The following is a 25,178-nucleotide window of genomic DNA, read 5'->3' as shown; positions in this document are numbered from 1 at the left end:
AGCAGTTCCGTCAAGTATCGTGCAACCCACGTCAACCGCAGCGCCGCCGTCAAGCAGGTGGCGCAGATGCCGGCCAGCCAGAGCAGCAACGTGCTCAGCCGTGCCGTCAACCAGTTGGGTACGCCCTATCGCTGGGGCGGCAGCACCCCGGGCAAGGGCTTCGACTGCAGCGGGCTGGTGAAATACGCCTTCAACGATATCGATGAAGTCGACCTGCCGCGCACCTCCAACGCCATGGCCAGCGGTCATGGGGTGAAGGTCGAGCGCGGTGACCTCAAACCGGGCGACCTGCTGTTCTTCAACATCCGCAGTCGCCGGGTCAATCACGTGGCCATCTACCTGGGTAATGACCGCTTCATCCATGCCCCGCGTACCGGCAAGAACGTGACCATCGACACGCTGAACAAGCCGTACTGGCAGAAGCACTATGTGGTGGCCAAGCGGGTGTTGCCGAAGGAACAGCAACAGCTGCGCCTGGCCAAGCGCTGAGACCGAGCATCAGGCCCTGTCTCTGGGCCTGTGCAAGATCCCGTGGGAGCGCGCCGCTCCCAGAACCAGTTCTATCCTGCCTCCCCAAACCCCGCCAAGCGGGTAGAATGCCGCAGACCCATGAGCCGCTGGCAGTCTTTCCATGTCCACCATCGCAGACAATCTTTCCACCCTCGCCACACGCATCCACAGCGCCGCCACGGCGAGCGGCCGCGACCCGGCGAGCGTACACCTGCTGGCCGTGAGCAAGACCAAACCCTCCGAAGCCGTGCGCGAAGCCTTCGCCGCCGGGGTTCGCGATGTCGGAGAAAATTACCTGCAGGAAGCACTCTCCAAACAGGCAGAATTGACCGACCTGCCCTTGACCTGGCACTTCATCGGCCCCATTCAGTCGAACAAGACTCGCGCCATCGCCGAGCATTTCGACTGGGTACATTCGGTGGATCGACTGAAAATCGCACAACGCCTCTCGGAACAGCGCCCGGACCATCTGCCGCCGCTGAACCTGTGCCTGCAAGTCAACGTCAGCGGCGAGGACAGCAAGTCCGGCTGCACGCCGGAAGAACTGCCGACCCTCGCCCAGGCCATCGCCGCCCTGCCGAAGCTGCGCCTTCGCGGCCTCATGGCCATTCCCGAACCCACCGACGACCGCGCAGCGCAGGACGCTGCCTTCGCCCGCGTGCGCGAGCTGCAAGACAGTCTCGGACTGGACCTCGACACCCTGTCCATGGGCATGAGCCATGATCTGGAAAGCGCCATCGCCCAGGGCGCGACCTGGGTACGGATCGGCACCGCGCTGTTCGGTGCCCGCGACTATGGCCAGGCCTGACCCATGCTGTTCCCCTTTTCTCCTCTCAAGGACCTGACATGAGCAAGACTCGTATTGCCTTTATCGGCGCCGGCAACATGGCCGCCAGCCTGATCGGCGGCCTGCGCGCCCAGGGCCTGGAAGCCGCGCAGATTCGCGCCAGCGACCCGGGTGCCGAGCAACGTGCGAAGATCCATGCCGAGCACGGCATCGCCCTGTTCGAAAGCAACGCCGAAGCCGTCGATGGCGCCGACGTGGTAGTGCTGTCGGTCAAGCCGCAGGCGATGAAAGCCGTTTGCGAAGCCCTCAAGCCAAACCTCAAGCCAGACCAGCTGGTGGTTTCCATTGCCGCAGGAATCACCTGCGCCAGCATGAACAAGTGGCTCGGCGCCCAGCCGATCGTGCGCTGCATGCCCAATACCCCGGCCCTGCTGCGCCAGGGCGTCAGCGGTCTGTATGCAACCAGCGAAGTCTCCGCAGAACAGCGCCAGCAGGCCGAGCAACTGCTGTCGGCCGTGGGCATCGCCCTGTGGCTGGACAGCGAAGCTCAACTGGATGCGGTGACCGCCGTTTCCGGCAGCGGCCCGGCGTATTTCTTCCTGCTGATCGAAGCAATGACCGCCGCTGGCGAGAAACTCGGCCTGTCCCGCGAGACCGCCTCGAAACTCACCCTGCAAACCGCCCTCGGCGCCGCGCACATGGCGACCTCCAGCGATGTCGACGCCGCAGAGCTGCGCCGCCGCGTGACCTCGCCGAACGGCACCACCGAAGCGGCGATCAAGTCGTTCCAGGCCGACGGCTTCGAAGCCCTGGTGGAGAAGGCGCTGGGCGCTGCAGCACATCGCTCGGCCGAGATGGCCGAACAACTGGGCAATTAAGGAGTTTTTGATGAATGCACTGTCCAGCGCCACGGTCTTCGTGGTGCAAACCCTGGTCAGCCTGTACCTGGCGATCATCCTCATGCGCTTCATCCTGCAAGCGGTCAGGGCCGACTTCTACAACCCGCTGAGCCAGTTCGTGGTCCGTGCCACGCAGCCGCTGCTCAAACCACTGCGCCGGGTCATCCCGAGCATCGGTGGCCTCGATACCTCATCACTGCTGCTGGCCATCGTGCTCCAGGCGCTGCTCATGGCCTTCGTGCTGATGCTGGTCTACGGCACCTTCGGCAATGTCCTGCACCTGCTGATCTGGGCTGTGGTCGGGGTCACCTCGCTGCTGCTGAAGATCTTCTGGTTCGCCATGATCATCATGGTGATCGTCTCGTGGGTCGCACCCAACAGCCACAACCCCGCTGCCGAACTGGCCTGGCAGATCAGCGAACCGATCCTGGCGCCGTTCCGCCGCATCGTGCCCAACCTGGGCGGCATGGACATTTCGCCGATCTTCGCCTTCATTGCCATCCAGCTGATCCAGTCGTATGTCCTGCCGCCTCTGGCGGAGTACCTGAACATGCCCCTGGAACTGTGGCGGATGATCTGATCCCCCAACCCGCCCCAGCGGCAAGCCATCGCTTGCCGCTGGGGGGTGGCCCTCTTTAGACTTACGCCTCTTTCACGCGTGAGCAGGGTCGATGTCCACTGTCCTTCCCGAAGATTCCGTCGGTCTGGTAACACCGCAAATCGCCCGGTTCGATGAACCGCTGGCCCTCGCCTGTGGCCGCTCGCTGGCCTCGTACGAACTGATCTACGAAACCTACGGCACACTCAATCGCGCGGCCAGCAACGCCGTGCTCATCTGCCACGCGCTGTCTGGCCATCACCATGCCGCCGGCTACCACAGCCCCGACGACCGCAAGCCGGGTTGGTGGGACAGCTGCATCGGCCCGGGCAAACCGATCGATACCAACCGCTTCTTCGTGGTCAGCCTGAACAACCTCGGCGGCTGCAACGGCAGCACCGGCCCGAGCAGCCTCAACCCGGCCACCGGCAAGCCCTACGGTGCCGATTTCCCGGTGCTCACCGTGGAAGACTGGGTGCACAGCCAGGCGCGCCTGGCCGATCGCCTCGGCATCCAGCAATGGGCCGCGATCGTCGGCGGCAGCCTTGGTGGCATGCAGGCATTGCAATGGACCATCACCTACCCGGATCGCGTGCGCCACTGCGTGGACATTGCCTCGGCACCCAAACTGTCGGCGCAGAACATCGCCTTCAACGAGGTGGCCCGCCAGGCCATTCTCACCGACCCGGAATTCCACGGCGGGTCGTTCCAGGACCAGGGCGTGATCCCCAAGCGCGGCCTGATGCTGGCGCGGATGGTCGGGCACATCACCTACCTGTCCGATGACTCCATGGGCGAGAAATTCGGCCGCGAACTGAAGAGCGACAAGCTCAACTACGACTTCCATAGCGTGGAATTCCAGGTGGAAAGCTACCTGCGCTACCAGGGCGAGGAATTCTCCGGGCGCTTCGACGCCAACACTTACCTGCTGATGACCAAGGCGCTGGATTACTTCGACCCGGCGGCCAGCAAAGGCGGCGACCTGGCGGCAAGCCTGGCCCATGTCACCGCAGACTACTGCGTGATGTCCTTCACCACCGACTGGCGCTTCTCTCCCGCACGCTCGCGGGAAATCGTCGATGCGTTGATCGCCGCACGGAAGAACGTCTGCTACCTGGAAATCGACTCGCCCTACGGCCACGACGCCTTCCTGATCCCGACGCCGCGCTACATCCAGGGCTTCGCCAACTACATGAACCGCATCACCTGCTGAGGAAGACATGAGAGCCGATTTGGAAATCATCCAGGAATGGATCCCCGCCGGCAGCCGCGTCCTCGACCTGGGTTGTGGTAACGGCGAACTGCTGGCCTCGCTGCGCGACACCAAGCAGGTGACCGGCTATGGCCTGGAAATCGACGCCGACAACATCGCCCAGTGCGTGGCCAAGGGCGTCAACGTCATCGAGCAGGACCTCGACAAGGGCCTGGGCAACTTCGCCAGCAACAGCTTCGACGTGGTGGTCATGACCCAGGCCCTGCAGGCCGTGGAATACCCGGACCGCATCCTCGACGAGATGCTGCGCGTCGGCCGCCAGTGCATCATCACCTTCCCCAACTTCGGTCACTGGCGCTGCCGCTGGTACCTGGCGACCAAGGGTCGCATGCCGGTTTCCGACTTCATGCCGTATACCTGGTACAACACGCCGAACATCCACTTCTGCACCTTCGAGGACTTCGAGGCGCTGTGCAGCGAACGGCGTGCCCAGGTACTGAACCGCCTGGCGGTGGACAATCGTCACCGCAACGGATGGGCCGGACGCCTTTGGCCTAATCTTCTAGGTGAAATCGGTATCTATCGTGTCAGCAGCCCCGGCCTGCAGGAGCACAAGGTCGCGGTATAACCCGTCGTCCATCAGAGGAATGCGATCATGCGTCGTCTAGCCATGTTTCTGTTCAGCCTGTGCCTGGCCCTGCCGGTACTGGCCGCCGATGTCGCGAAACCGGAGCGCAAGGAAGTCTTCGGTGACGTGACCGTGCACTACAGCGTGTTCAACTCCACCTTCGTCCAGCCGGCCACGGCCCAGGCCGCGAACCTGGTGCGCAGCAAGGAGCAAGGGGTGATCAACGTCACCGTGCTCAAGGCCGACAAACCCAGCGTCGCCTCGGTCAGCGGCAGCTACACCGACCTGACCAGCCGGCAGACCCCGCTGACCTTCAAGCAGGTCACCGACCAGGGCGCGGTCTATTACCTGGCCCAGTTCCCGGTCAAACAGCAGGAGACCCTGACCTTCTCGATCACGGTCGGCTCCGGCGAAACCAGCAACTCCTTCAGCTTCAACCAGGAAGTTTTCCCAGGCGAATGATGAATATCCAGCAACTCGTATTGGCCAGCCACAACGCCGGCAAGCTCAAGGAACTGCAGGCCATGCTCGGTGAGTCCGTGCAACTGCGCTCCATTGGTGAATTCAGCAGCGTCGAGCCGGAAGAAACCGGCCTGTCGTTCGTCGAGAACGCCATCCTCAAGGCCCGCAATGCCGCGCGCATCTCCGGCCTGCCAGCGCTGGCCGACGATTCCGGCCTGGCCGTGGACTTCCTCGGCGGCGCGCCGGGCATCTACTCGGCGCGCTATGCCGACGGCAAGGGCGACGCGGCGAACAACGCCAAACTGCTCGAAGCGCTGAAGGACGTGCCGGAAGCCGAGCGTGGCGCGCAGTTCGTCTGCGTCCTGGCCCTGGTGCGGCACGCCGATGACCCGTTGCCGATCCTTTGCGAAGGCCTGTGGCACGGGCGCATCCTCACCGCGGCCAGTGGCGAGCACGGCTTCGGCTACGACCCGCTGTTCTGGGTCCCGGAGCGCAACTGCTCCAGCGCCGACCTGGCCCCGGTCGACAAGAACCAACTGAGTCACCGCGCCCGCGCCATGAGCCTGTTGCGTCAACGTCTGGGCCTGGCATGACCGAGAAATTGCCGGCCCAGCCACTGCACATGGACGAGGCAGGCTTCACCACCCAAACGCCACGGGCGGCACTGCCGCAATTGCCGCCCCTGTCGCTGTACATCCATATCCCGTGGTGCGTGCGCAAGTGCCCGTACTGCGACTTCAACTCCCACGCCGCCACGCCCGAGCTGCCTGAAGAGGCCTATGTCGACGCGCTGCTGGCCGATCTCGACCAGGAGCTGCCGGCGGTCCATGGCCGCCCCATCAGCACCATCTTCTTCGGCGGCGGTACCCCGAGCCTGTTCAGCGCCAAGGCCCTGGGCCGGTTGCTGGCAGGCGTCGAGCAACGGATTCCCTTCGCCAGCGATATCGAGATCACCCTGGAAGCCAACCCAGGGACCTTCGAGCAAGAGAAGTTCAAGGCCTACCGGCAACTGGGCATCAATCGCCTGTCCATCGGCATCCAGAGCTTCCAGCAGGCCAAGCTGGAGGCCCTGGGTCGTATCCACAACGGCGACGAAGCGGTGCGTGCTGCCGGCATGGCGCGCAACGCCGGGTTCGACAACTTCAACCTGGACCTGATGCACGGCCTGCCGGACCAGTCCCTGGAAGAGGCGCTGGGCGACCTGCAACAGGCCATCGACCTCGGTCCGACACACCTGTCCTGGTACCAGCTGACTCTTGAGCCGAACACGGTGTTCTGGAACCAGCCTCCGGAGCTGCCGGAGGACGATATCCTCTGGGACATCCAGGAAGCCGGCCAGGCGCTGATGGCCCGCAACGGCTATCACCAATACGAAATTTCCGCTTACGCCCAGCCGGGCCGGGCGGCGCGACACAATCTGAATTACTGGAGTTTCGGCGATTTCATCGGCATCGGCGCCGGTGCCCATGGCAAGCTCAGCCACCCCGACGGCCGCATCCTGCGCACCTGGAAGACCCGTCTGCCGAAGGACTACCTGAACCCGGCCAAGGCCTTCAAGGCCGGGGAAAAACTGCTGCCGCTGGACGAACTGCCCTTCGAGTTCCTGATGAACGCCCTGCGCCTGACCGACGGCGTCGACGCCGAGCTGTTCACCCTGCGTACCGGGCTGCCGCTGGAAAACCTGCGGCAAGCGCGACGCGAGGCCGAACAAAAGGGTCTTTTGCAAGTCGAACCGACGCGGCTGGTCGCCACGCCACGGGGCCAGCTGTTCCTCAATGATCTGCTGCAGTATTTCTTGACCTAAGGAAAGCCCATGGACCTGGTACTCGACCTGCTCTCGACCGTCTCCCGCTGGAGTCGCAGCAACCTGTCGGAGATATCTCTGGCGCTTGTCGGCTGTTTGCTGGTGCTGTTCGGCACCGATATCAAGGGCTGGGTCGAAGGTCGCCTCGGCAACCTGGCCGGTGCCCTGCGTGTGCCGTTCATGGCCTTGCTGGTGCTGATCGGCAGCGGCGCTGCGCTGATCTATGCCACCCCGTGGGTGGTGAAGGGACTGAGCCAGTTCAACAACTATGCGCTGGCCCCGGTGTTGCTGGTGGTGCTGGTGTTGATCGGCGTAGTGGCTGATCGCCGCGGATAAACATTGAGGGCCTCATCGCGGGTAAACCCGCTCCCACAGGGATCGCGTAACCTGTGGGAGCGGGTTTACCCGCGATGAGGCCCTCAAGGGCACTAGATCAGTCAGCCAGCTTCTCGAACTTCAAGTCCCAGACACCATGCCCGAGCCGCTCGCCGCGGCGCTCGAACTTGGTGATCGGCCGCTCTTCCGGACGCGGCACATAAGCCCCATCCGCCGCCTGGTTGCGATAACCCGGTGCCACCGCCATCACTTCCAGCATGTACTCCGCATACGGTTCCCAGTCGGTCGCCATGTGGAACACACCGCCTACCTTCAGCTTGCGCCGCACCAGTTCGGCAAACTCCGGCTGGACGATGCGGCGCTTGTGGTGACGGCTCTTGTGCCATGGATCCGGGAAGAACAGCATCAGCCGGTCCAGGCTGCCGTCGGCGACGCAGCGGTTCAGCACTTCGATGGCATCGCAGTCATACACCCGCAGGTTCTTCAGGCCCTGCGTCAGTACGCCGTTGAGTAGCGCGCCGACACCCGGACGGTGCACTTCGACACCGATGAAGTCCTGCTCCGGCGCGGCAGCGGCCATCTCCAGCAGGGAATGCCCCATGCCGAAACCGATTTCCAGGGTACGCGGCGCCGAGCGGCCGAACACCTGATCGTAGTCTACCGGGCTGTCGGCCAGCGGCAGGATGTACAGCGGGCCGCCCTGATCCAGGCCGCGCTGCTGGCCTTCGGTCATGCGCCCGGCGCGCATCACGAAACTCTTGATGCGGCGGTGCTGGCGCTCTTCGCCTTCGGCGGTGACGGGCGTTTCTTGCGATTCAGTCATCTTCGACTCTTACTTGATCAGACCATCCAGCGGCGACGAGGCGCTGGCATAGAGTTTCTTCGGCATGCGGCCAGCCAGGTATGCCATGCGCCCGGCGATGATGGCGTGCTTCATGGCCTCGGCCATCATGATCGGCTGCTGGGCGTGGGCGATGGCCGAGTTCATCAGCACTGCTTCGCAACCCAGCTCCATGGCGATGGTGGCGTCGGAGGCGGTACCGACACCGGCGTCCACCAGCACGGGAACCTTGGCCTCTTCGAGGATGATCTGCAGGTTGTACGGGTTGCAGATCCCCAGGCCAGTGCCGATCAGGCCGGCCAGTGGCATGACCGCGATGCAGCCGGCTTCGGCCAACTGACGGGCGATGATAGGGTCATCGCTGGTGTAGACCATCACGTCGAAACCGTCCTTGACCAGCACTTCGGCAGCCTTGAGGGTTTCGATCACGTTGGGGAACAGGGTCTTCTGGTCGGCCAGGACTTCCAGCTTGACCAGGTTGTGGCCATCCAGCAGCTCGCGGGCCAGGCGGCAGGTGCGCACGGCTTCGACCGCGTCGTAGCAGCCGGCGGTGTTCGGCAGGATGGTGTAGCGGTCTGGCGGCAACACGTCGAGCAGGTTCGGCTCGCCCGGGTTCTGGCCGATGTTGGTCCGGCGCACGGCGACGGTGACGATCTCGGCACCCGAAGCCTCGATGGCCAGGCGGGTTTCTTCCATGTCACGGTACTTGCCGGTGCCGACCAGCAGGCGCGACTGGAAGGTGCGGCCGGCCAGGGTGAAGGGCTTGTCGCTACGAACGTTGCTCATCATGGATCCTCTTGTAGGGGGAGGGACTTGCGGGTGGGACGCGGGGCGGACTAGCCGCCACCGATGGCGTGGACCACCTCGACCTGGTCGCCCTCGTTGAGGGCGGTGCTGTCGTGCTGGCTGCGCGGCACGATGTCCAGGTTCAGTTCGACCGCCACCCGGCGACCGGTCAGTTCGAGCCGGCTCAGCAGGGCCGCGACGCTCTCGCCGTCGGGCAATTCGTAGGGTTCACCGTTCAGTTGGATGCGCATGCGCACGGCCGCCATTGTTTTCAGGGGCCCGCATTCTAGCGCCGATCTGCGCCCGAACCCAAGGCCGGCTGACACCATTCGTCACGATATTCGACCCGTGAGTCAGTTCAGCCGCCAGGCTGTCAGGCCCAGGCACAGCCAGCCGGCGAGGAAGGCCAGGCCACCCAGCGGAGTGATCATGCCAAGCTTGCCGATACCGCTCAGGGTGAGGATGTAGAGGCTGCCGGAGAACAGCAGGATGCCGAGGATGAACAGGCCGCCGGCCCAGGTCACCAGCCGGCCTGGCAGGTGCACACTGAGGATGGCGACGCCGAACAGGGCCAGGGCGTGGATCAGTTGGTAGGTCACGCCGGTATGGAAGATCGCCAGGTATTCGGCGCTCAAGCGGGCCTTGAGACCGTGGGCGGCGAAGGCGCCGAGGGCAACGCCAGTGAAGCCGAAGAAAGCCGCGAGCAGGAGGAAGCTGCGAAGCATGGGAGAACTCCTTATGGCAGGGGTCTGTATAATGGCCCGCTCATCCGCTGCGGCCAAGCCATCATCATGCTGTCACTCATCATCCGCCGCCTTTCCCGTGCCGTGCTCTGGTTCGCCGCCGGCAGCGTCGTGCTGGTGCTGATCTTCCGCTGGGTACCGCCGCCGGGCACGGCGTTGATGGTGGAGCGCAAGATCGAGTCGTGGATCGATGGCGAGCCCATCGACCTGGAGCGCGACTGGGAGCCGTGGGACAGGATCTCCGATGACCTGAAGGTGGCGGTGATTGCCGGCGAGGATCAGAAGTTCGCCACCCACTGGGGCTTCGACTTCGGTGCCATTCAGGCCGCCTTGGCGCACAACGAGCGCGGCGGCAGCATTCGCGGGGCCAGCACCCTCAGCCAGCAGGTGGCGAAGAACCAGTTCCTCTGGTCCGGGCGCAGCTGGTTGCGCAAGGGACTGGAGGCATGGTTTACCGCGCTGATCGAGTTGCTGTGGTCGAAGGAGCGGATTCTCGAGGTGTACCTGAACAGCGCCGAGTGGGATGACGGAGTGTTCGGGGCGCAAGCGGCAGCGCGGCATCACTTTGGGGTGGATGCCAGCAAACTGACGCGGCAGCAGGCCAGTTTGCTGGCTGCCGTGTTGCCTAATCCGCGGAACTGGAGTGCCAGTCGGCCAAGCAGCTATGTGGCGCGGCGGGCGGGGTGGATTCGGCAACAGATGAGTCAGTTGGGTGGGGATGGTTATCTGGAGCAGTTGAAATGAAGCTGCAAGCCTCAAGCTTCAAGCCATAAGAAAGAGCGGTCCGCGTAGCCGCTGCTTTTTCTTGTAGCTTGCAGCCAATAAAAAACCCGACGTTCAAGTCGGGTTTCTTATTGGTTTGCGGAGCAATCAGGCCGCGATCAACGCCTTCACCTTGTTCATCGCATTCTTCTCCAACTGGCGGATCCGCTCCGCCGACACACTGTACTTGGCCGCCAGATCATGCAGGGTGGCCTTTTCCTCGGCCAGCCAGCGCTGGTAGAGGATGTCGCGGCTGCGTTCGTCCAGGCCCTGCAGCGCTTCGTGCAGGTTGCTCGAGGAGCTGTCGCTCCAGTCGGCATCTTCCAGCTGGCGAGCCGGATCGTAACGGTGGTCTTCCAGATAGTTTGCCGGCGACTGGAAGGCGCTGTCGTCATCAGCCTCGGAGGCCGGATCGAAGGCCATGTCCTGGCCGGTCAGCCGACTTTCCATCTCCCGGACTTCCCGCGGCTCCACACCCAGGCTTTCGGCGACGCGATGAACTTCGTCGTTGTTCAGCCAGGCCAGGCGTTTCTTCTGGCTGCGCAGGTTGAAGAACAGCTTGCGCTGGGCCTTGGTGGTGGCGACCTTGACGATGCGCCAGTTACGCAGGATGAACTCGTGGATCTCGGCCTTGATCCAGTGCACCGCGAAGGACACCAGACGCACGCCCATTTCCGGGTTGAAGCGTTTTACCGCCTTCATCAGGCCGACATTGCCTTCCTGGATCAGGTCGGCCTGGGCCAGCCCGTAGCCGGAATAGCTGCGGGCGATATGTACGACGAAGCGCAGGTGCGCAAGCACCATTTGCCGAGCGGACTCAAGATTCTGCTCATAGTAGAGACTCTCGGCCAGTTCACGCTCCTGCTCGGCGGTCAGCAGGGGAATGCTGTTCACCGTGTGCACGTAGGCCTCCAGATTCGCACCCGGGACCAAGGCGTAAGCAGGTTGCAACGAAGTGGTCATACGAAAAAACCTCCGACTCACTGAACTCGTGCCCGTGGGCACTGCCAACATTGACCGGAAACCGCGAAACAAGTTCCCTGAATACCTGAATAGTCAATACCAGCAAAAAGACACTATCGTGGCGCCAGCTCACTCAGGTGGCGGGCCACCGCGATCCATGCACCGATATACCCCAACAGCACGGCCCCAAGCAAGAGCGACAGACCATCGGCAGCAGGCACGCCGGCCAGGGCGAAATCGCTGTTGTACAGCCCTGAAAGGTCGACCACCGCCTCATTCAGCCAGTTCAGGCCGAACTCCAGCACGCCCCAGGACAGGATTCCCGCACCAAAACCGTACAGCGCGCCCATATAAAGGAAGGGGCGACGTACATAGCTGTCGGTACCGCCGACTAGCTTGATCACTTCGATTTCGGTGCGGCGGTTCTCGATATGCAGACGTATGGTGTTACCAATCACCAACAACAGTGCCGAAACCAGCAGCACGGTCAGACCGAAGACAAAGCGATCACCGAGCTTGAGAATCGCCGCCAGGCGCTCCACCCAGACCAGATCCAGTTGTGCCAACTCGACCCGCGGCATCTCCGCCAGGCGTTGGCGCAGAGCTTCCAGCGCCGGCTTGTCGACTTCCAGCGGCGTCACCACCACCACACCAGGCAGCGGGTTCTCCGGCAGTTCGCGCAGGGCTTCGCCCAGGCCGGACTGCTGCTGGAACTCGTTCAGCGCCTGGTCGCGACTGACGTACTCGGCATCGGCCACCCCCGGCAGCGCCTTGATCTGATCACGCAGCGCCTCGCCATCACGCGCACCGGCGTCCAGCTTGAGGTACAGGGAAATCTGCGCCGCGCGCTGCCAGGAGCCACCCAGGCGCTCGATATTGCTGAGGATCAGCGACAGCCCCATGGGCAGGCTGAGCGCCACGGCCATCACCAGGCAGGTGAAGAAGCTGCCGATCGGCTGCTTGCCGAGGCGGCGCAGGCTGTCCAGCAGGCTGGAGCGATGGCTTTCCAGCCAGGCCGCCAGCAGGGTGCGGAAATCCGGACCGTCATCCTCGTCACGCTGCTTCTTTTTCGAGGGCTGCGGATCGGCAGGTTTCGGTGCCACCCGCTCGGAAACTTTTGGACTGCGTGTCGCACTCATTGCCCGGCCTCCCCGTCGCCGATCAGGCGGCCGCGCTGCAGCGTCAGCATGCGATGGCGCATGCGCGCGATAAGGGCCAGGTCGTGACTGGCGATCAGCACGCTGGTACCCAGGCGGTTGATATCTTCGAAAACACCCATGATCTCCGCGGCCAGTCGCGGGTCGAGGTTACCCGTGGGCTCGTCCGCCAGCAGCAGGGCCGGACGGTGGACGATGGCACGAGCGATGCCGACCCGCTGCTGCTGGCCGGTGGACAGGTCGCCGGGGAACAGCTCAGCCTTGTCGGACAGGGCCACGCGCTCCAGCGCCGAGTCGACCCGCTTGGCGATCTCGACCTTGGACAGGCCGAGGATCTGCAGCGGCAGAGCGACGTTGTTGAACACAGTACGGTCAAACAGCAGTTGGTGGTTCTGGAAAACCACGCCGATCTGCCGGCGCAGGAACGGAATCTGCGCGTTGCTGATCTGGCCCAGGTCCTGGCCGGCCAGCAGCAGCTTGCCGCTGGTCGGGCGCTCCATGGCCAGCAGCAGGCGCAGCAGGGTGCTCTTGCCGGCCCCGGAGTGACCGGTCACGAACAGAAACTCGCCCCGCCGCACCCGAAAACTCAACTCATGCAGGCCAACGTGACCATTCGGATAGCGCTTGGCGACCTGTTCGAATCGGATCATGGATGCTCCCGCTCGGCAAACAGTGCTTTGACGAAGGACTCAGCCTCGAACGCGCGCAGATCGTCGATCCCTTCCCCTACGCCAATATAGCGAATGGGCAGGCCGAACTGCTTGGCCAGGGCGAAGATCACCCCGCCCTTGGCGGTGCCGTCCAGCTTGGTCAGGGCCAGGCCGGTCAGTTCGACGCTCTGGTTGAAGTGCTTGGCCTGGTTGATGGCGTTCTGGCCGGTGCCGGCGTCGAGGACCAGCAAGACCTCGTGCGGCGCGTCGGTATCGAGCTTGCCGATGACCCGACGGACCTTCTTCAGCTCTTCCATCAGGTTGTCCTTGGTGTGCAGGCGACCGGCGGTGTCGGCGATCAGCACGTCGATACCACGGGCCTTGGCGGCCTGCACGGCGTCGAAGATCACCGAGGCCGAGTCGGCGCCGGTGTGCTGGGCGATCACCGGGATGTGGTTGCGCTCGCCCCACACCTGCAACTGTTCCACCGCCGCGGCACGGAAGGTGTCGCCGGCAGCCAGCATGACCTTCTTGCCTTCGAGCTGGAGCTTCTTCGCCAGCTTGCCGATAGTGGTGGTCTTGCCCGCACCGTTGACGCCAACCACGAGGATGACGAACGGCTTGTTCTGCGACTGGATGCGCAGCGGCTGCTCGACCGGTTTGAGCAGGCCTGCCAGTTCGTCCTGCAGCGACTTGTACAGGGCGTCGGCATCGGCCAACTGCTTGCGCGCGACCTTCTGGGTCAGGTTCTGCACGATCAGCGTGGTGGCTTCGACACCGACGTCGGCGGTCAGCAGGCGGGTCTCGATCTCGTCGAGCAGGTCGTCGTCGATGGCTTTCTTGCCGAGAAACAGGCTGGCCATGCCTTCGCCGATGCTGGCGCTGGTCTTGGAAAGGCCTTGCTTCAGGCGGGCGAAGAAGCCGGTCTTGGCTTCTTCCACCGGCACTGGAGCGGCAGCGACTGGCTCCGGTACGGGCTCGGGCTGTGGCGCTGGTGCCGGTACAACCACGGGTGCTGGCGCAACCACCGGAGCAGGCGGTGCAACCACGACAGGCGCAGGCTCGGGCTCAGGTTGAACCACGGCAGCCGGCAGCTCGGGAATCGGTGGCGGTTCCTTGGGTTCCAGGTCCGGCACCAGCGCCACCGGCTCTTCCGGCACGGGCAGCACCAGACTGGCCGGCGCCTCGACGGCCGGCGCAACCACCGGCTCGGGCGTGACCAGCGCAGCGGCAGCGACCGGCGCTTCCGGGATGACCGCAGGAGCGGGCTCGGAAGCGTCTGGGACAGGAGTTTCAGGCTGTTCGACAACAGGTTGCTGGGGCTTCTTGCGCAGCCAGCCGAACAGGCCTTTCTTTTCACCGGGGGCGCCCGGCGTTTTTTTGTCGTCGTTGGAACCAAACATGGAAGACGGCTATCTCAGGGTGGCGATGCGCCAGTGCGGCGCACTCGGAATTCTTTTGTAACGCAGAACAGACTCTTTTAAATCCGGCTCGTTCGTGCGCGTCGTCTATTTTGTCGGGGGGCCTTTGCGGCGACATCCTCGACAGGCATGGTCGCCAGGCAACCGGATCAGTATCCTAGCACCTCCTAGCCCGCCGACGCTAAGCCAAGCGGGCAGCCCAACAGGTTGAATCACGAATGAATGCTCTAGCCCGCCGTGCCGCCGGCCTGCTGCTCGGCACGATCTGTCTGCCTCTCGCGGCCTTCGCCGCCGACCCGCAACCGACCCACGAATTCATCCTCGACAACGGCCTGAAAGTGGTCGTGCGCGAAGACCACCGCGCCCCGGTGGTGGTCTCACAAGTCTGGTACAAGGTCGGTTCCAGCTACGAAACCCCGGGCCAGACCGGTCTCTCCCACGCTCTGGAACACATGATGTTCAAGGGCAGCGACAAGCTCGGCCCCGGCGAAGCCTCGCGCATCCTGCGCGACCTCGGCGCCGAGGAAAACGCCTTCACCAGCGACGACTACACCGCCTATTACCAGGTGCTGGCCCGTGATCGCCTGAACGTCGCCCTGGAGCTGGAGGCCGACCGCATGGCCAGCCTGCGCCTGCCGCCGGATGAGTTCAGCCGCGAAATCGAGGTCATCAAGGAAGAACGCCGCCTGCGCACCGAGGACAACCCGGGCGCCAAGGCCTTCGAGCTGTTCAAGGCCATGGCCTACCCGGCCAGTGGCTACCACACCCCGACCATCGGCTGGATGGCCGACCTGCAACGCATGAAGGTCGAGGAACTGCGCCACTGGTACGAGTCCTGGTACGCGCCGAACAACGCCACCCTGGTGGTGGTTGGCGACGTCACCGCCGACGAAGTGCGCAAGCTGGCCGAGCGCTGGTTCGCCAAGATCCCGAAACGCACCCTGCCGCCGAGCAAGCTGCCGCTGGAACTGGCCGAGCCCGGCCTGCGCCAGCTCACCGTGCATGTGCGCACCCAGTTGCCGAGCCTGATCTTCGGCTTCAACGTGCCGGGCCTGGCCACCGCCAAGAACCCGCGTGAAGTCCATGCCCTGCGCCTGATCTCCGCCCTCCTCGACGGCGGCTACAGCGCGCGTATGGCCAGCCGCCTGGAACGTGGCGAAGAGCTGGTGGCCGGTGCCTCCAGCAACTACAACCCGTTCGCCCGCGGCGACAGCCTGTTCACCCTTTCGGCCACGCCGAACACGCAGAAGAAAAAGACCCTCGCCGAAGTGGAAGCAGGGATCTGGAAACTGCTCGACGAACTGAAGACCACGCCGCCAAGCGCCGAGGAGCTGGAGCGGGTCCGCGCCCAGGTCATCGCCGGGCTGGTCTACGACCGCGACTCCATCAGCAGCCAGGCCACCACCATCGGCCAGCTGGAGACCGTCGGCCTGTCGTGGAAGCTGATCGACAACGAGCTGGATGAGCTGAAGAACGTGACCCCGGCGGATATCCAGAACGCCGCACGCACCTACTTCGTTCGCGAACGCCTGAGCGTTGCCCACGTACTGCCCGAGGAACAGGCGAAATGAGCCAGCCGATCACCCACTTCAAGCTGACCAGCCTGGTTGCGGCCAGCGCCCTGGCCCTGGCCCTGGCCGGCCCGTCCCATGCTGCGGAAACCAAGCCGGCCAACACCCTGCAATCCCTGGCCGAGCTGGAAGGCAAGGCACCGCCCAGCCACCGTGCCCTGAACATCCAGACCTGGAACACCCAGGAAGGCGCCCGCGTGTTGTTCGTCGAGGCCCATGAACTGCCGATGTTCGACCTGCGCCTGACCTTCGCCGCCGGCAGCAGCCAGGACGGCGACGTAGCCGGCGTGGCCGCGCTGACCAACGCCATGCTCAACGAAGGCGTGGCCGGCAAGGACGTCAACGCCATCGCCCAGGGCTTCGAAGGCCTGGGAGCCGACTTCGGCAACGGGTCCTACCGCGACATGGCGGTGGCCTCGCTGCGTAGCCTGAGCGTTGCCGACAAGCGCGAGCCGGCGCTGAAGCTGTTCGCCGAGGTGGTGGGCAAGCCGACCTTCCCCGCCGACGCCCTGACCCGCATCAAGAACCAGATGCTCGCCGGCTTCGAATACCAGAAGCAGAACCCCGGCAAGCTGGCCGGCCTGCAACTGTTCGAGCGCCTGTACGGCAAACACCCTTACGGGCACCCGAGCGACGGCACCGCCGAAAGCATCCCGCCGATCACCCTGGAGCAGCTGCGAGCCTTCCACAACAAGGCCTACGCCGCCGGCAACACGGTGATTGCCCTGGTCGGCGACCTCAGCCGCAAGGACGCCGAAGCCATCGCCGCCCAGGTTTCCGCCGCCCTGCCGAAAGGCCCGGCACTGGCCAAGGTCGCAGAGCCGGCCGAGCCCAAGGCGGGCCCGAGCCATATCGACTTCCCGTCCAAGCAGACCCACCTGATGCTCGCGGAACTGGGCATCGACCGCGCCGACCCGGACTACGCCGCGCTGTCCCTGGGCAACCAGATCCTCGGCGGTGGTTCCTTCGGCACCCGCCTGATGAGCGAGGTCCGCGAGAAGCGCGGCCTGACCTACGGCGTCTACTCCACCTTCGTGCCGATGCAGGCCCGCGGCCCGTTCATGATCAACCTGCAGACCCGCGCCGAACTCAGCGAGGGTACCCTGAAGCTGGTCCAGGACCTCCTGCGCGACTACCTGAAGACCGGCCCGACCCAGCAGGAACTGGACGACGCCAAGCGCGAGCTGGCCGGCAGCTTCCCGCTGTCCAATGCCAGCAACGCGAGTATCGTCGGGCAACTGGGGGCCATCGGCTTCTATAATCTGCCGCTGACCTACCTCGAAGACTACATGCGCCAATCCCAGGAACTGACCGTCGAGCAGGTCCGGGATGCGCTGAATCGCCACCTGTCCGCGGACAAGCTGGTGATTGTCACCGCGGGGCCGAAGGTGCCGCAGCAACCGCTGCCACCGCCCCTCGACAAACCCGCCGAGCAGCCGCTTGGCGTACCGGAGCATTAATGGCCAGTCCATCCAAGCCGCACGCGGGCCAAGGCCAGTTGCGCATCATCGCCGGCGAATGGCGCAGCCGTCGCCTGAGCTTCCCCGACGCCCCCGGCCTGCGCCCGACGCCGGACCGGGTGCGGGAAACCCTGTTCAACTGGCTCGCCCCGTACATCGAAGGGGCCAAGGTGCTGGATGCCTTCACCGGCAGCGGCGCCCTGTACCTGGAAGCCCTGTCCCGCGGTGCCGGCGATGCCGTCGCCGTGGACAGCAACGCAGCGGCCATCAGCAGCCTGCGCAACAACCTCGAAGTGCTGCGCTGCCCGCGCGGCCAACTGGTGCAGAGCGATGTCCTGCGTTACCTGCAGGGCGAGGCGAAACAGCGCTTCGACGTGGTCTTCCTCGACCCTCCGTTCCACCAGGACCTGGTGCCACAGACCTGCGAGCTTCTGGAAAACGGTGGCTGGCTCGCCGATCACGCGTGGATCTACATCGAAAGCGAAACCGCACCGTCGTCCCTCAACGTGCCGGGCACCTGGCGCCTGCACCGGGAAAAGAAAGCCGGCCAGGTCCACTACGCCCTGTGGGAGCGCGGCTGATCGTCATCTGCCCGTCATCTCGCGCGGCAGCCCTTGAAGCCAGCACTTACACTGGCTGATAGAAACTGCCGCGTGTTCCCGAGTGAAGCCGTCATGATGTCCACCTTCTTCAAGCCCGCAACGGGCCTGCGCAATCCTCACTTGCAAACTCTCTGGGGCCCCCTCTGGCGCAAGCCGACGCCGCTGGATCACCAGCGCGAGCGCTTGTGGCTGGCCGACGGCGACTTCCTCGACCTGGACTGGAGCGGCCCCCACAGCAACGACACACCGCTGGTGCTGGTGCTGCACGGCCTGACCGGTTCGTCCTCCTCCCATTACGTGCTCGGCCTGCAACACGCCCTGCAGGCCCGCGGCTGGGCCAGCGTGGCAGTGAACTGGCGCGGCTGCTCCGGCGAGCCGAACCTGCTGCCGCGCAGCTATCACTCCGGGGCCAGCGAGGACCTGGCAGAAGTCATCGACCATCTGCGGGCGCAGCGCCCAAGCGCGCCGTTGTATGCAGTGGGTTATTCGCTGGGCGGCAACGTGCTGCTCAAGCATCTGGGCGAAACCGGCTCGGCCAGCCAGTTGCAGGCGGCTGTGGCAGTGTCGGTGCCGTTTCGCCTGGACCAGTGCGCCGACCGCATCGGCCTGGGCTTTTCACGGGTGTACCAGGCGCACTTCATCCGCGAGATGGTCGCCTACCTGAAGAACAAGGAACGAGACTTCCTCCACCGTGGCCATGACGAAGGCCTGGACATCCTCGCCCGCCTAGGCCCACTGACCAACCTGCGCACCTTCTGGGACTTCGACGGCCGCGTCACCGCGCCGCTCAACGGTTTCAGCGATGCCCACGACTACTACAAGCGCTCGTCGAGCCGCTATTACCTGGGCGAGAACCGCACGCCAACGCTGATCATCCAGTCCAGCGACGATCCCTTCGTCTTCCCCCACAGCCTGCCGGAGGCTGGCGAGCTGGCGAGCACCACCACCCTGGAGCTGCACGCCCACGGGGGTCATGTCGGGTTCGTCGAGGGCAGCCTGCGCCAGCCGGGGTACTACCTGGAACGGCGTATCCCCGAGTGGCTGGTCGGTAACTGCTGATCAGTCGCCGGTGGCGACCTGGCGCTGCGGGTCGGTGATCCATTCGCTCCACGAGCCGGCGTACAGCGGCGCCAGCGGGTAGCCGACGAGGCTCAGGGCGAACAGGTTGTGGCAGGCGGTGACGCCGGAGCCGCAGTAGGCCACCAGGTCTTGTGGCTGACGCTCGCCGAGCAGCCTGGCGAAACGGGCCTTCAGTTGCTCTGCCGGCAGGAAATGACCATCGGCACCTAGGTTTTCGGTGAAGGCCGCGCATTGCGCGCCGGGGATGTGTCCCGCGACCGGATCGATCGGTTCCACGTCGCCACGGAAACGCGGCAGGGCGCGGGCGTCGAGCAGGGTCAGGGCCGGATCGCCGAGACGTTCGCGCAGGTGCTGGGCGCTGATCAGCAAGGCCGGATCGGGCTTGCCGCTGAAGGAGCCTTCGTGGCGATCCGCCGGGTCCAGGCTCAGCGGCAGGCCCGCCGTGTGCCAGGCCTTGAGGCCGCCATCGAGAAGGTACACGCCGCTGCGCTTGCCGAGCCAGGCCAGCAGCCACCAGGCGCGGGCGGCGAAAGCGCCGGGCCCGTCGTCATACAGCACCACGTCGCTGTCGTTGCTGATGCCCCACTGCTGGAAGCGCTCGATCAGTCGCCCAGGCTGCGGCAACGGGTGACGCCCGGTCACGCCCTTGACCACCGGCCCGCTGAGGTCGCGCTCCAGATCGGCGAAATGCGCCCCGGCGATATGCCCCTCGGCGTAGCTGCGCTGACCGTAGTCGACGTCCTCCAGGGCAAAACGACAATCGAGAATCACCAGCTTCGGTTCGCCGAGGCGTTCCGCCAGCTGCCGGGGTGCAATCAGTTGCGCGAGGGGCATGACAGTCTCCATATCGATTGAAAGGGCACGTTACTGCTCCAGCGCCTGCTGCAGCGGTACGTAGAATTCTTCGCAAAGCGCGTCCACCGCCGGCCGGGCCGAGGCAGTGACGAAGCCGAGCTCCAGCACCAATACCTGATAGACGCCGCGCTTGATGGCTTCTTCACTCAGGTGCGCGGCATTTTCCCGGGTGGTGCAGAGGAAGCGCACCCAGGAGGTCAGGACGATCCAGGTGTTGAGGGTCAACGACTCGATCTGCACTGCGTTCATCTCCAGGATCCCGGCCTCGACGAAGCCGCTGTAAATGGACTGGCCCTGCAACAGGCTGCGTTGGGAAAAGCGCCGGTAGCGGGCGGCCAGTTCCCTGTCGCTGTCGAGCAGGTGCTCCAGGTCGCGGTGCAGGAACCGGAAGTTCCACATCGCCGCGAGGATTTCCTTGAGGTAAAAGCGCTTGTCCTCGACCGTGGCCGGGCGGCCCTTGGGCGGGTGCAGGAAACTTTCCACCTGTTCCTCATACTGACTGAACAACTCGGCAATGATTTCCTGCTTATTAGCGAAGTGGTAGTACAGATTGCCAGGCGAAATCTCCATGTGCGCGGCAATGTGGTTAGTGCTGACGCTGCGCTCGCCGTTCTGGTTGAACAGCTCCAGGCTGTTCTGCACGATGCGCTCGCGGGTTTTTATTCGCGGGGCCATGACTGCGGTTCCCCATTCATGAGCTTGAAATGATTGCCTGATCTTACGGCGTCGGTGAAGGGGTTGCATCTACATGATCGACACGGACCCTGTGGGAGCCGATTGCGATGATGGCATCACTGCCGTAATCGCGGCTAAAGCCGCTCCCACAGGGTCCGCGTCGGTCACAGGATCAGACTTAGAGTATATGCTCTAGCCACGACAACACGTCACTGGAGGTCCTGATGTCCCAGCTCGACTGGCTCGACACCCTGTTCGCCGAACAGCGCGCCGCCTTCAATCGCCTGCCCATGCCGCCTCTGGCCCAGCGCCGGCAGTGGCTCAAGGCCCTGCGTCAGGCCCTGGTCGCCCGCCAGGACGAACTGATCGCCGCCATCGACCAGGATTTCAACGGACGCAGCGCCGACGAAACCCGCCTCGCCGAACTCCTGCCCAGCGTCCAGGGCCTGGTCCACGCGGAAAAACACCTGGCCCGCTGGATGAAACCCCGCCGCCGCGCCGTCGGCCTGGCCTTCCAGCCGGCCAGTGCGCGGGTGCAGTACCAGCCATTGGGCGTGGTCGGGGTGATCGTACCGTGGAACTACCCGCTGTTCCTCGCCATCGGCCCGCTCACCGGCGCTCTCGCCGCTGGCAACCGGGTCATGCTCAAGCTCAGCGAAGCCACCCCGGCCAGTGGCCTGGCGCTCAAGGCCTTGCTTGAATCGGTGTTCCCCAGCGACATGGTCAGCGTGGTGCTGGGTGAAGCCGAGGTCGGCCAGGCCTTCTCCCGCCTGCCCTTCGATCACCTGCTGTTCACTGGCGCCACCAGCGTCGGCCGCGAGGTGATGCGCGCCGCCGCCGACAACCTCACCCCGGTGACGCTGGAACTGGGCGGCAAGTCGCCGGCCATCGTGTCCGCCAGCGTGCCCGTGGCCGATGCCGCCGAGCGCATCGCCTTTGGCAAGACTCTCAACGCCGGGCAGACCTGCGTCGCCCCCGACTACGTGCTGGTGCCGCGCGAGCGCATTCCCGGCTTCATCGACGCCTACCGCGAAGCCGTCCGGCGCTTCTATCCGCGCATCAGCGACAACCCCGACTACACCGCGATCATCAACCCGCGCCACCTGGCCCGGCTCAACAGTTACCTCGACGACGCCCGTCGCCAAGGCGCCCGGGTCACCAGCCTGTACCCGGACGAAACCCCGGCGGGCCGTCGCCTGCCGCCACTGGTGCTGGAAAACGTCAGCGACGGCATGCGCGTGATGCAGGACGAGATCTTCGGCCCGTTGCTGCCCGTGGTGCCCTACGACCAGATCGACGAGGCCATTGCCTACGTCAACCAGCGCCCGCGCCCACTGGCCCTGTACTACTTCGGCTACGAGCGCGACGAGCAGCGCCTGGTCCTGGACAACACCCACTCCGGCGGTGCCTGTCTCAACGACACCCTGCTGCACGTGGCCCAGGACGACCTGCCGTTCGGCGGCGTCGGCCCGTCCGGCATGGGGCATTACCACGGCTACGAAGGGTTCCAGACCTTCAGCCAGGCCAAGGGCGTATTGGCCAAACAGCGCCTGAACCTGGCGCGGCTGGTCTACCCGCCCTACGGCAAGCGCCTGCAACAACTGGTGTACCGCTTCTTCATCCGTTGATCGCTGCATATACAGGCTCACAACAATGACAACACGCCTGCCCGAAGTCGCCGCGCTGAACCGTCGCGGCCTGCTCAAGTTCAGTCTCGGCGCCACGCTGTTCCTCGGCGGTGCCAGCCTGGTGGGTTGTTCCGCCTCGACGCCGGCCAACGGCTTTCGCGTCCTGCGCGACGACGACCTGCCCATGCTCCGCGCCGTGATACCGGTCGTCCTCGAAGGCACCGGAGCGCTGGTCGACAAGGTCCTCGCCCGCCTCGACGAGGCCCTGGCCAGCCTGTCCACCGAGATGCTCAAGCTGACCCGGCAACTGTTCGACGTGCTCGCCCTGCCCCTGACCCGTGGTCCGCTGACCGGTGTCTGGAGCGCCTGGGAGCAGGCCGAACCAGCGCGCATCCAGGCCTTTCTCCTGCGCTGGCAGGACAGCTCGCTGAACCTGCTGCGCCAGGGTTACTGCTCGCTGCTGCAACTGCTGCTGATGGCCTGGTACAGCCTGCCCGAGTCCTGGGGCGCCTGCGGTTACCCCGGCCCACCGAAAATCTGAGCGAGAGCCAACCCATGCCCGTACCCGACCTGTTCCGCGACGGCCTCGCCCGCGGCTGGAAAACCCGTGACGGCTCGGCCCTGAGCCAGGACCTGACGCTGGAAACCGATGTCGCCATCATCGGCAGCGGCGCCGGTGGCGCCACCAGTGCCGAACTGCTCAGTGCCGCCGGTTTTCGCGTGTTGCTGATAGAAGAAGGCCCGCTGAAGACCAGCAGCGACTTCCACATGCTGGAGAACGAGGCCTACGCCAGCCTCTACCAGGAAGGCATCGGCCGCCTGAGCAAGGACGGCGCTATCACCATCCTCCAGGGCCGCGCGGTGGGTGGCACCACGCTGATCAACTGGACCTCCAGCTTCCGAACCCCGAAGCCGACCCTGCGCCACTGGGCCAGCGATCATGGCGTCGAAGGCCACGGCGTGGACGACCTGGCGCCCTGGTTCGAGCGCATGGAACAGCGCCTCGGCATCGCCCCGTGGCAGATGCCGCCCAACCCCAACAACGACGTGCTGCGCCGCGGCTGCACGGCCCTCGGGCTGGACTGGAAGGTGATCCCGCGCAATGTCCGCGGCTGCTGGAACCTCGGCTATTGCGGCATGGGCTGCCCGGTCAACGCCAAGCAGTCGATGCTGGTGACCAGCATCCCGGCGGCCCTGGAGCACGGCGGCGAGCTGCTTTACCTGGCCCGCGCGGAAAAGCTTGTGCATGACGGCCAGAAGATCAGCGAACTGCATTGCGTGGCCATGGACCCGAAATGCGTGACGCCCACAGGCCGCACCATCCGCGTCCGTGCCCGCCACTACATCCTCGCCGGCGGCGGCATCAACAGCCCTGCCCTGCTCCTGCGCTCGGCGGCGCCAAACCCGCACCAGCGCCTGGGCAAGCGCACCTTCCTGCACCTGGTCAACTTCAGCGCGGCACGCTTCGCCGAGCCGGTGAACCCGTTCTACGGCGCACCGCAGTCGATCTACAGCGACCATTTCCAGTGGCGCAACGGCGTGACCGGTCCCATGGGCTACAAGCTGGAGGTACCACCGCTGCACCCCGCGCTGGCCGCGACCCTGCTCGGCGGCTTCGGCACCGAGAACGCCCTGCGCATGGAGGACCTGCCGCACACCCACGTGATGCTCGCCCTGCTGCGCGACGGTTTTCACCCGGACAGCGTCGGCGGCAGCGTGGAACTGCGCGGCGACGGCACGCCGGTGCTCGACTACGCCGTGTCGCCCTACGCCTGGGATGGGGTGCGCCGGGCCTTTCACAGCATGGCCGAGATCCAGTTCGCAGCCGGGGCGGACAGTGTCCTGCCATTGCACAGCCATGCCCGGCCGGCGAAGACCCTGGCCCAGGCACGACGGGCCATCGACGAACTGCCGCTGGAAACCTTCCTCACCCGTTTGGGCAGCGCCCATGTGATGGGCGGCTGCGCTATGGGCAAAGACCCGCGCCAGAGCGTCTGCGACAGTCTTGGCCGGCATCACCAACTGGAAAACCTGTCAATCCACGACGGTTCGCTGTTCCCCACCAGCATCGGTGCGAACCCGCAATTGTCGGTGTATGCCATCAGCGCGCGGCTCAGCCAGCAGCTTGCCGAGCGACTCCGCTAGCACGCCCCGCGCCCCTGTCCATAGTGCCTTTGCCCGATGATGGCGACTTGGCCCGAGCGCATCGGCTGCGCTACCATCCGAGTCCCTAACGCACTCCTGCCAGGACGACGCGATGAACCGAGTGTTGTACCCGGGTACTTTCGACCCTATTACCAAGGGCCATGGCGATCTGGTCGAACGCGCCTCGCGTCTGTTCGACCACGTGATCATCGCGGTCGCCGCCAGCCCCAAGAAGAATCCGCTGTTCCCCCTGGAACAACGGGTGGAACTGGCGCGCGAGGTCACCAAACACCTGCCCAACGTCGAAGTCATCGGCTTCTCGTCGCTGCTGGCACACTTCGCCAAGGAGCAGCAGGCCAATGTGTTCCTGCGCGGCCTGCGCGCGGTCTCGGACTTCGAGTACGAGTTCCAGCTGGCGAACATGAACCGGCAACTGGCGCCCGACGTCGAAAGCCTGTTCCTTACCCCGTCGGAACGTTATTCATTCATCTCCTCGACGCTGGTCCGCGAAATCGCGGCGCTGGGCGGCGATATCACCAAGTTCGTGCATCCGGCAGTGGCCGACGCGCTGACCGAGCGTTTCAAGAAGTAATCTCATCTGG

Annotated in this window: 28 protein-coding genes and 1 pseudogene; 19 read left to right on the top strand and 10 right to left on the bottom strand. The window is 64.9% G+C overall.

What is annotated here, in order from left to right:
* Positions 1-57: 57 nt before the first annotated feature.
* The 10 genes and pseudogenes from AC5QPF_RS02060 to AC5QPF_RS02015 all read left to right on the top strand — a co-directional run.
* Positions 58-489: pseudogene (locus AC5QPF_RS02060) on the top strand (C40 family peptidase); the annotation flags it as partial.
* Between the two features lie 142 nt (positions 490-631).
* Positions 632-1,318, top strand: coding sequence for a YggS family pyridoxal phosphate-dependent enzyme (locus AC5QPF_RS02055; RefSeq protein WP_494961803.1), 687 nt, complete (start codon positions 632-634; stop codon positions 1,316-1,318).
* 38 nt (positions 1,319-1,356) lie between these two features.
* Complete coding sequence (proC, locus tag AC5QPF_RS02050) at positions 1,357-2,175, top strand: pyrroline-5-carboxylate reductase (protein WP_494961802.1); 819 nt, start codon at positions 1,357-1,359, stop codon at positions 2,173-2,175.
* 10 nt (positions 2,176-2,185) lie between these two features.
* Complete coding sequence (locus AC5QPF_RS02045) at positions 2,186-2,776, top strand: YggT family protein (RefSeq protein WP_494961801.1); 591 nt, start codon at positions 2,186-2,188, stop codon at positions 2,774-2,776.
* Positions 2,777-2,867: 91 nt separating this feature from the next.
* Positions 2,868-4,007, top strand: a complete 1,140-nt coding sequence (gene metX, locus AC5QPF_RS02040; protein ID WP_494961800.1) for a homoserine O-succinyltransferase MetX — start codon at positions 2,868-2,870, stop codon at positions 4,005-4,007.
* 7 nt (positions 4,008-4,014) lie between these two features.
* Complete coding sequence (gene metW / locus AC5QPF_RS02035; RefSeq protein ID WP_494961799.1) at positions 4,015-4,635, top strand: methionine biosynthesis protein MetW; 621 nt, start codon at positions 4,015-4,017, stop codon at positions 4,633-4,635.
* A 27-nt stretch (positions 4,636-4,662) separates the two neighbouring features.
* Positions 4,663-5,097 (top strand): DUF4426 domain-containing protein, encoded by a 435-nt coding sequence (locus AC5QPF_RS02030; protein WP_494961798.1) that lies wholly within the window; start codon positions 4,663-4,665, stop codon positions 5,095-5,097.
* Entirely contained in the window at positions 5,094-5,690 is a 597-nt protein-coding gene (gene rdgB, locus AC5QPF_RS02025; protein ID WP_494961797.1) for an RdgB/HAM1 family non-canonical purine NTP pyrophosphatase, read from the top strand. The genes AC5QPF_RS02030 and rdgB overlap by 4 nt, the downstream gene beginning before the upstream one ends.
* 29 nt (positions 5,691-5,719) lie before the next feature.
* Positions 5,720-6,901: a radical SAM family heme chaperone HemW gene (gene hemW, locus AC5QPF_RS02020; RefSeq protein ID WP_494964109.1), complete on the top strand. Its 1,182-nt coding sequence runs from the start codon at positions 5,720-5,722 to the stop codon at positions 6,899-6,901.
* 9 nt (positions 6,902-6,910) lie between these two features.
* Positions 6,911-7,237, top strand: a complete 327-nt coding sequence (locus AC5QPF_RS02015; RefSeq protein WP_330073627.1) for a DUF3392 family protein — start codon at positions 6,911-6,913, stop codon at positions 7,235-7,237.
* A gap of 97 nt (positions 7,238-7,334) precedes the next feature.
* On the opposite strand, the gene trmB is transcribed toward AC5QPF_RS02015, so the two are convergent.
* From trmB to AC5QPF_RS01995, 4 genes are all read right to left on the bottom strand, one after another.
* Positions 7,335-8,060 (bottom strand): tRNA (guanosine(46)-N7)-methyltransferase TrmB, encoded by a 726-nt coding sequence (trmB, locus tag AC5QPF_RS02010; RefSeq protein WP_494961796.1) that lies wholly within the window; start codon positions 8,058-8,060, stop codon positions 7,335-7,337.
* Positions 8,061-8,069: 9 nt separating this feature from the next.
* Positions 8,070-8,864, bottom strand: coding sequence for a thiazole synthase (locus AC5QPF_RS02005; protein ID WP_075805203.1), 795 nt, complete (start codon positions 8,862-8,864; stop codon positions 8,070-8,072).
* 50 nt (positions 8,865-8,914) lie between these two features.
* Positions 8,915-9,115 carry a sulfur carrier protein ThiS gene (gene thiS, locus AC5QPF_RS02000; RefSeq protein ID WP_316919057.1) on the bottom strand — a complete coding sequence of 67 codons (201 nt, stop codon included), beginning with the start codon at positions 9,113-9,115 and terminating at the stop codon, positions 8,915-8,917.
* A gap of 102 nt (positions 9,116-9,217) precedes the next feature.
* Positions 9,218-9,589 (bottom strand): DUF423 domain-containing protein, encoded by a 372-nt coding sequence (locus tag AC5QPF_RS01995; protein ID WP_494961795.1) that lies wholly within the window; start codon positions 9,587-9,589, stop codon positions 9,218-9,220.
* 66 nt (positions 9,590-9,655) lie between these two features.
* On the opposite strand from AC5QPF_RS01995, the gene mtgA reads away from it, so the two are divergent.
* A complete protein-coding gene (gene mtgA, locus AC5QPF_RS01990) occupies positions 9,656-10,351 on the top strand; it encodes a monofunctional biosynthetic peptidoglycan transglycosylase (protein WP_494961794.1) in 696 nt (231 codons plus the stop codon).
* A gap of 126 nt (positions 10,352-10,477) precedes the next feature.
* Here the strand turns inward: mtgA and rpoH are convergent, their stop codons facing one another.
* The 4 genes from rpoH to ftsY all read right to left on the bottom strand — a co-directional run bounded on the left by rpoH (position 10,478) and on the right by ftsY (position 14,542).
* Positions 10,478-11,332 carry an RNA polymerase sigma factor RpoH gene (rpoH, locus tag AC5QPF_RS01985; protein ID WP_494961793.1) on the bottom strand — a complete coding sequence of 285 codons (855 nt, stop codon included), beginning with the start codon at positions 11,330-11,332 and terminating at the stop codon, positions 10,478-10,480.
* Positions 11,333-11,445: 113 nt separating this feature from the next.
* Positions 11,446-12,471: a permease-like cell division protein FtsX gene (gene ftsX, locus AC5QPF_RS01980; RefSeq protein WP_494961792.1), complete on the bottom strand. Its 1,026-nt coding sequence runs from the start codon at positions 12,469-12,471 to the stop codon at positions 11,446-11,448.
* On the bottom strand, positions 12,468-13,139 hold the full coding sequence (ftsE, locus tag AC5QPF_RS01975; RefSeq protein ID WP_075805208.1) for a cell division ATP-binding protein FtsE: 672 nt from the start codon (positions 13,137-13,139) through the stop codon (positions 12,468-12,470). Before ftsE ends, ftsX begins: the two co-directional genes overlap by 4 nt.
* The gene (ftsY, locus tag AC5QPF_RS01970) at positions 13,136-14,542 is read right to left on the bottom strand and encodes a signal recognition particle-docking protein FtsY (RefSeq protein ID WP_494961791.1); all 1,407 of its coding nucleotides are present in this window, start codon (positions 14,540-14,542) and stop codon (positions 13,136-13,138) included. Before ftsY ends, ftsE begins: the two co-directional genes overlap by 4 nt.
* A 236-nt stretch (positions 14,543-14,778) precedes the next feature.
* On the opposite strand from ftsY, the gene AC5QPF_RS01965 reads away from it, so the two are divergent.
* From AC5QPF_RS01965 to AC5QPF_RS01950, 4 genes are all read left to right on the top strand, one after another.
* Positions 14,779-16,131: an insulinase family protein gene (locus AC5QPF_RS01965; protein WP_494961790.1), complete on the top strand. Its 1,353-nt coding sequence runs from the start codon at positions 14,779-14,781 to the stop codon at positions 16,129-16,131.
* The gene (locus AC5QPF_RS01960) at positions 16,128-17,591 is read left to right on the top strand and encodes an insulinase family protein (RefSeq protein WP_494961789.1); all 1,464 of its coding nucleotides are present in this window, start codon (positions 16,128-16,130) and stop codon (positions 17,589-17,591) included. Before AC5QPF_RS01965 ends, AC5QPF_RS01960 begins: the two co-directional genes overlap by 4 nt.
* The gene (gene rsmD, locus AC5QPF_RS01955; protein WP_494961788.1) at positions 17,591-18,172 is read left to right on the top strand and encodes a 16S rRNA (guanine(966)-N(2))-methyltransferase RsmD; all 582 of its coding nucleotides are present in this window, start codon (positions 17,591-17,593) and stop codon (positions 18,170-18,172) included. The genes AC5QPF_RS01960 and rsmD overlap by 1 nt, the downstream gene beginning before the upstream one ends.
* Before the next feature lie 93 nt (positions 18,173-18,265).
* The gene (locus tag AC5QPF_RS01950; RefSeq protein WP_494961787.1) at positions 18,266-19,252 is read left to right on the top strand and encodes a hydrolase; all 987 of its coding nucleotides are present in this window, start codon (positions 18,266-18,268) and stop codon (positions 19,250-19,252) included.
* Here the strand turns inward: AC5QPF_RS01950 and AC5QPF_RS01945 are convergent, their stop codons facing one another.
* The gene (locus AC5QPF_RS01945) at positions 19,253-20,107 is read right to left on the bottom strand and encodes a rhodanese-like domain-containing protein (RefSeq protein ID WP_494961786.1); all 855 of its coding nucleotides are present in this window, start codon (positions 20,105-20,107) and stop codon (positions 19,253-19,255) included.
* Positions 20,108-20,137: 30 nt separating this feature from the next.
* Entirely contained in the window at positions 20,138-20,803 is a 666-nt protein-coding gene (locus tag AC5QPF_RS01940; protein WP_494961785.1) for a TetR/AcrR family transcriptional regulator, read from the bottom strand.
* A gap of 224 nt (positions 20,804-21,027) precedes the next feature.
* Between AC5QPF_RS01940 and AC5QPF_RS01935 the strand changes: the two genes are divergently transcribed.
* The 4 genes from AC5QPF_RS01935 (at position 21,028) to coaD (ending at position 25,168) form a co-directional block, all read left to right on the top strand.
* A complete protein-coding gene (locus AC5QPF_RS01935) occupies positions 21,028-22,431 on the top strand; it encodes an aldehyde dehydrogenase family protein (protein WP_494961784.1) in 1,404 nt (467 codons plus the stop codon).
* 55 nt (positions 22,432-22,486) lie between these two features.
* A complete protein-coding gene (locus tag AC5QPF_RS01930) occupies positions 22,487-22,972 on the top strand; it encodes a twin-arginine translocation pathway signal protein (RefSeq protein ID WP_494964108.1) in 486 nt (161 codons plus the stop codon).
* 14 nt (positions 22,973-22,986) lie between these two features.
* Positions 22,987-24,576, top strand: a complete 1,590-nt coding sequence (locus AC5QPF_RS01925) for a GMC family oxidoreductase N-terminal domain-containing protein (protein WP_494961783.1) — start codon at positions 22,987-22,989, stop codon at positions 24,574-24,576.
* 112 nt (positions 24,577-24,688) lie between these two features.
* Complete coding sequence (gene coaD / locus AC5QPF_RS01920) at positions 24,689-25,168, top strand: pantetheine-phosphate adenylyltransferase (RefSeq protein ID WP_494961782.1); 480 nt, start codon at positions 24,689-24,691, stop codon at positions 25,166-25,168.
* The last annotated feature ends 10 nt before the right edge of the window (positions 25,169-25,178 follow it).

This window comes from Pseudomonas sp. Con_6, from assembly GCF_059379395.1.
This window is presented reverse-complemented; position numbering and strand designations above follow the sequence as displayed.

Coding starts and splice junctions, on each gene's coding strand:
- AC5QPF_RS02055 (WP_494961803.1), top strand. CDS start 632: ATGTCCACCATCGCAGACAATCTTTCCACCCTCGCCACACGCATCCAC.
- proC (WP_494961802.1), top strand. CDS start 1,357: ATGAGCAAGACTCGTATTGCCTTTATCGGCGCCGGCAACATGGCCGCC.
- AC5QPF_RS02045 (WP_494961801.1), top strand. CDS start 2,186: ATGAATGCACTGTCCAGCGCCACGGTCTTCGTGGTGCAAACCCTGGTC.
- metX (WP_494961800.1), top strand. CDS start 2,868: ATGTCCACTGTCCTTCCCGAAGATTCCGTCGGTCTGGTAACACCGCAA.
- metW (WP_494961799.1), top strand. CDS start 4,015: ATGAGAGCCGATTTGGAAATCATCCAGGAATGGATCCCCGCCGGCAGC.
- AC5QPF_RS02030 (WP_494961798.1), top strand. CDS start 4,663: ATGCGTCGTCTAGCCATGTTTCTGTTCAGCCTGTGCCTGGCCCTGCCG.
- rdgB (WP_494961797.1), top strand. CDS start 5,094: ATGATGAATATCCAGCAACTCGTATTGGCCAGCCACAACGCCGGCAAG.
- hemW (WP_494964109.1), top strand. CDS start 5,720: ATGGACGAGGCAGGCTTCACCACCCAAACGCCACGGGCGGCACTGCCG.
- AC5QPF_RS02015 (WP_330073627.1), top strand. CDS start 6,911: ATGGACCTGGTACTCGACCTGCTCTCGACCGTCTCCCGCTGGAGTCGC.
- trmB (WP_494961796.1), bottom strand. CDS start 8,060: ATGACTGAATCGCAAGAAACGCCCGTCACCGCCGAAGGCGAAGAGCGC.
- AC5QPF_RS02005 (WP_075805203.1), bottom strand. CDS start 8,864: ATGAGCAACGTTCGTAGCGACAAGCCCTTCACCCTGGCCGGCCGCACC.
- thiS (WP_316919057.1), bottom strand. CDS start 9,115: ATGCGCATCCAACTGAACGGTGAACCCTACGAATTGCCCGACGGCGAG.
- AC5QPF_RS01995 (WP_494961795.1), bottom strand. CDS start 9,589: ATGCTTCGCAGCTTCCTCCTGCTCGCGGCTTTCTTCGGCTTCACTGGC.
- mtgA (WP_494961794.1), top strand. CDS start 9,656: ATGCTGTCACTCATCATCCGCCGCCTTTCCCGTGCCGTGCTCTGGTTC.
- rpoH (WP_494961793.1), bottom strand. CDS start 11,332: ATGACCACTTCGTTGCAACCTGCTTACGCCTTGGTCCCGGGTGCGAAT.
- ftsX (WP_494961792.1), bottom strand. CDS start 12,471: ATGAGTGCGACACGCAGTCCAAAAGTTTCCGAGCGGGTGGCACCGAAA.
- ftsE (WP_075805208.1), bottom strand. CDS start 13,139: ATGATCCGATTCGAACAGGTCGCCAAGCGCTATCCGAATGGTCACGTT.
- ftsY (WP_494961791.1), bottom strand. CDS start 14,542: ATGTTTGGTTCCAACGACGACAAAAAAACGCCGGGCGCCCCCGGTGAA.
- AC5QPF_RS01965 (WP_494961790.1), top strand. CDS start 14,779: ATGAATGCTCTAGCCCGCCGTGCCGCCGGCCTGCTGCTCGGCACGATC.
- AC5QPF_RS01960 (WP_494961789.1), top strand. CDS start 16,128: ATGAGCCAGCCGATCACCCACTTCAAGCTGACCAGCCTGGTTGCGGCC.
- rsmD (WP_494961788.1), top strand. CDS start 17,591: ATGGCCAGTCCATCCAAGCCGCACGCGGGCCAAGGCCAGTTGCGCATC.
- AC5QPF_RS01950 (WP_494961787.1), top strand. CDS start 18,266: ATGATGTCCACCTTCTTCAAGCCCGCAACGGGCCTGCGCAATCCTCAC.
- AC5QPF_RS01945 (WP_494961786.1), bottom strand. CDS start 20,107: ATGCCCCTCGCGCAACTGATTGCACCCCGGCAGCTGGCGGAACGCCTC.
- AC5QPF_RS01940 (WP_494961785.1), bottom strand. CDS start 20,803: ATGGCCCCGCGAATAAAAACCCGCGAGCGCATCGTGCAGAACAGCCTG.
- AC5QPF_RS01935 (WP_494961784.1), top strand. CDS start 21,028: ATGTCCCAGCTCGACTGGCTCGACACCCTGTTCGCCGAACAGCGCGCC.
- AC5QPF_RS01925 (WP_494961783.1), top strand. CDS start 22,987: ATGCCCGTACCCGACCTGTTCCGCGACGGCCTCGCCCGCGGCTGGAAA.
- coaD (WP_494961782.1), top strand. CDS start 24,689: ATGAACCGAGTGTTGTACCCGGGTACTTTCGACCCTATTACCAAGGGC.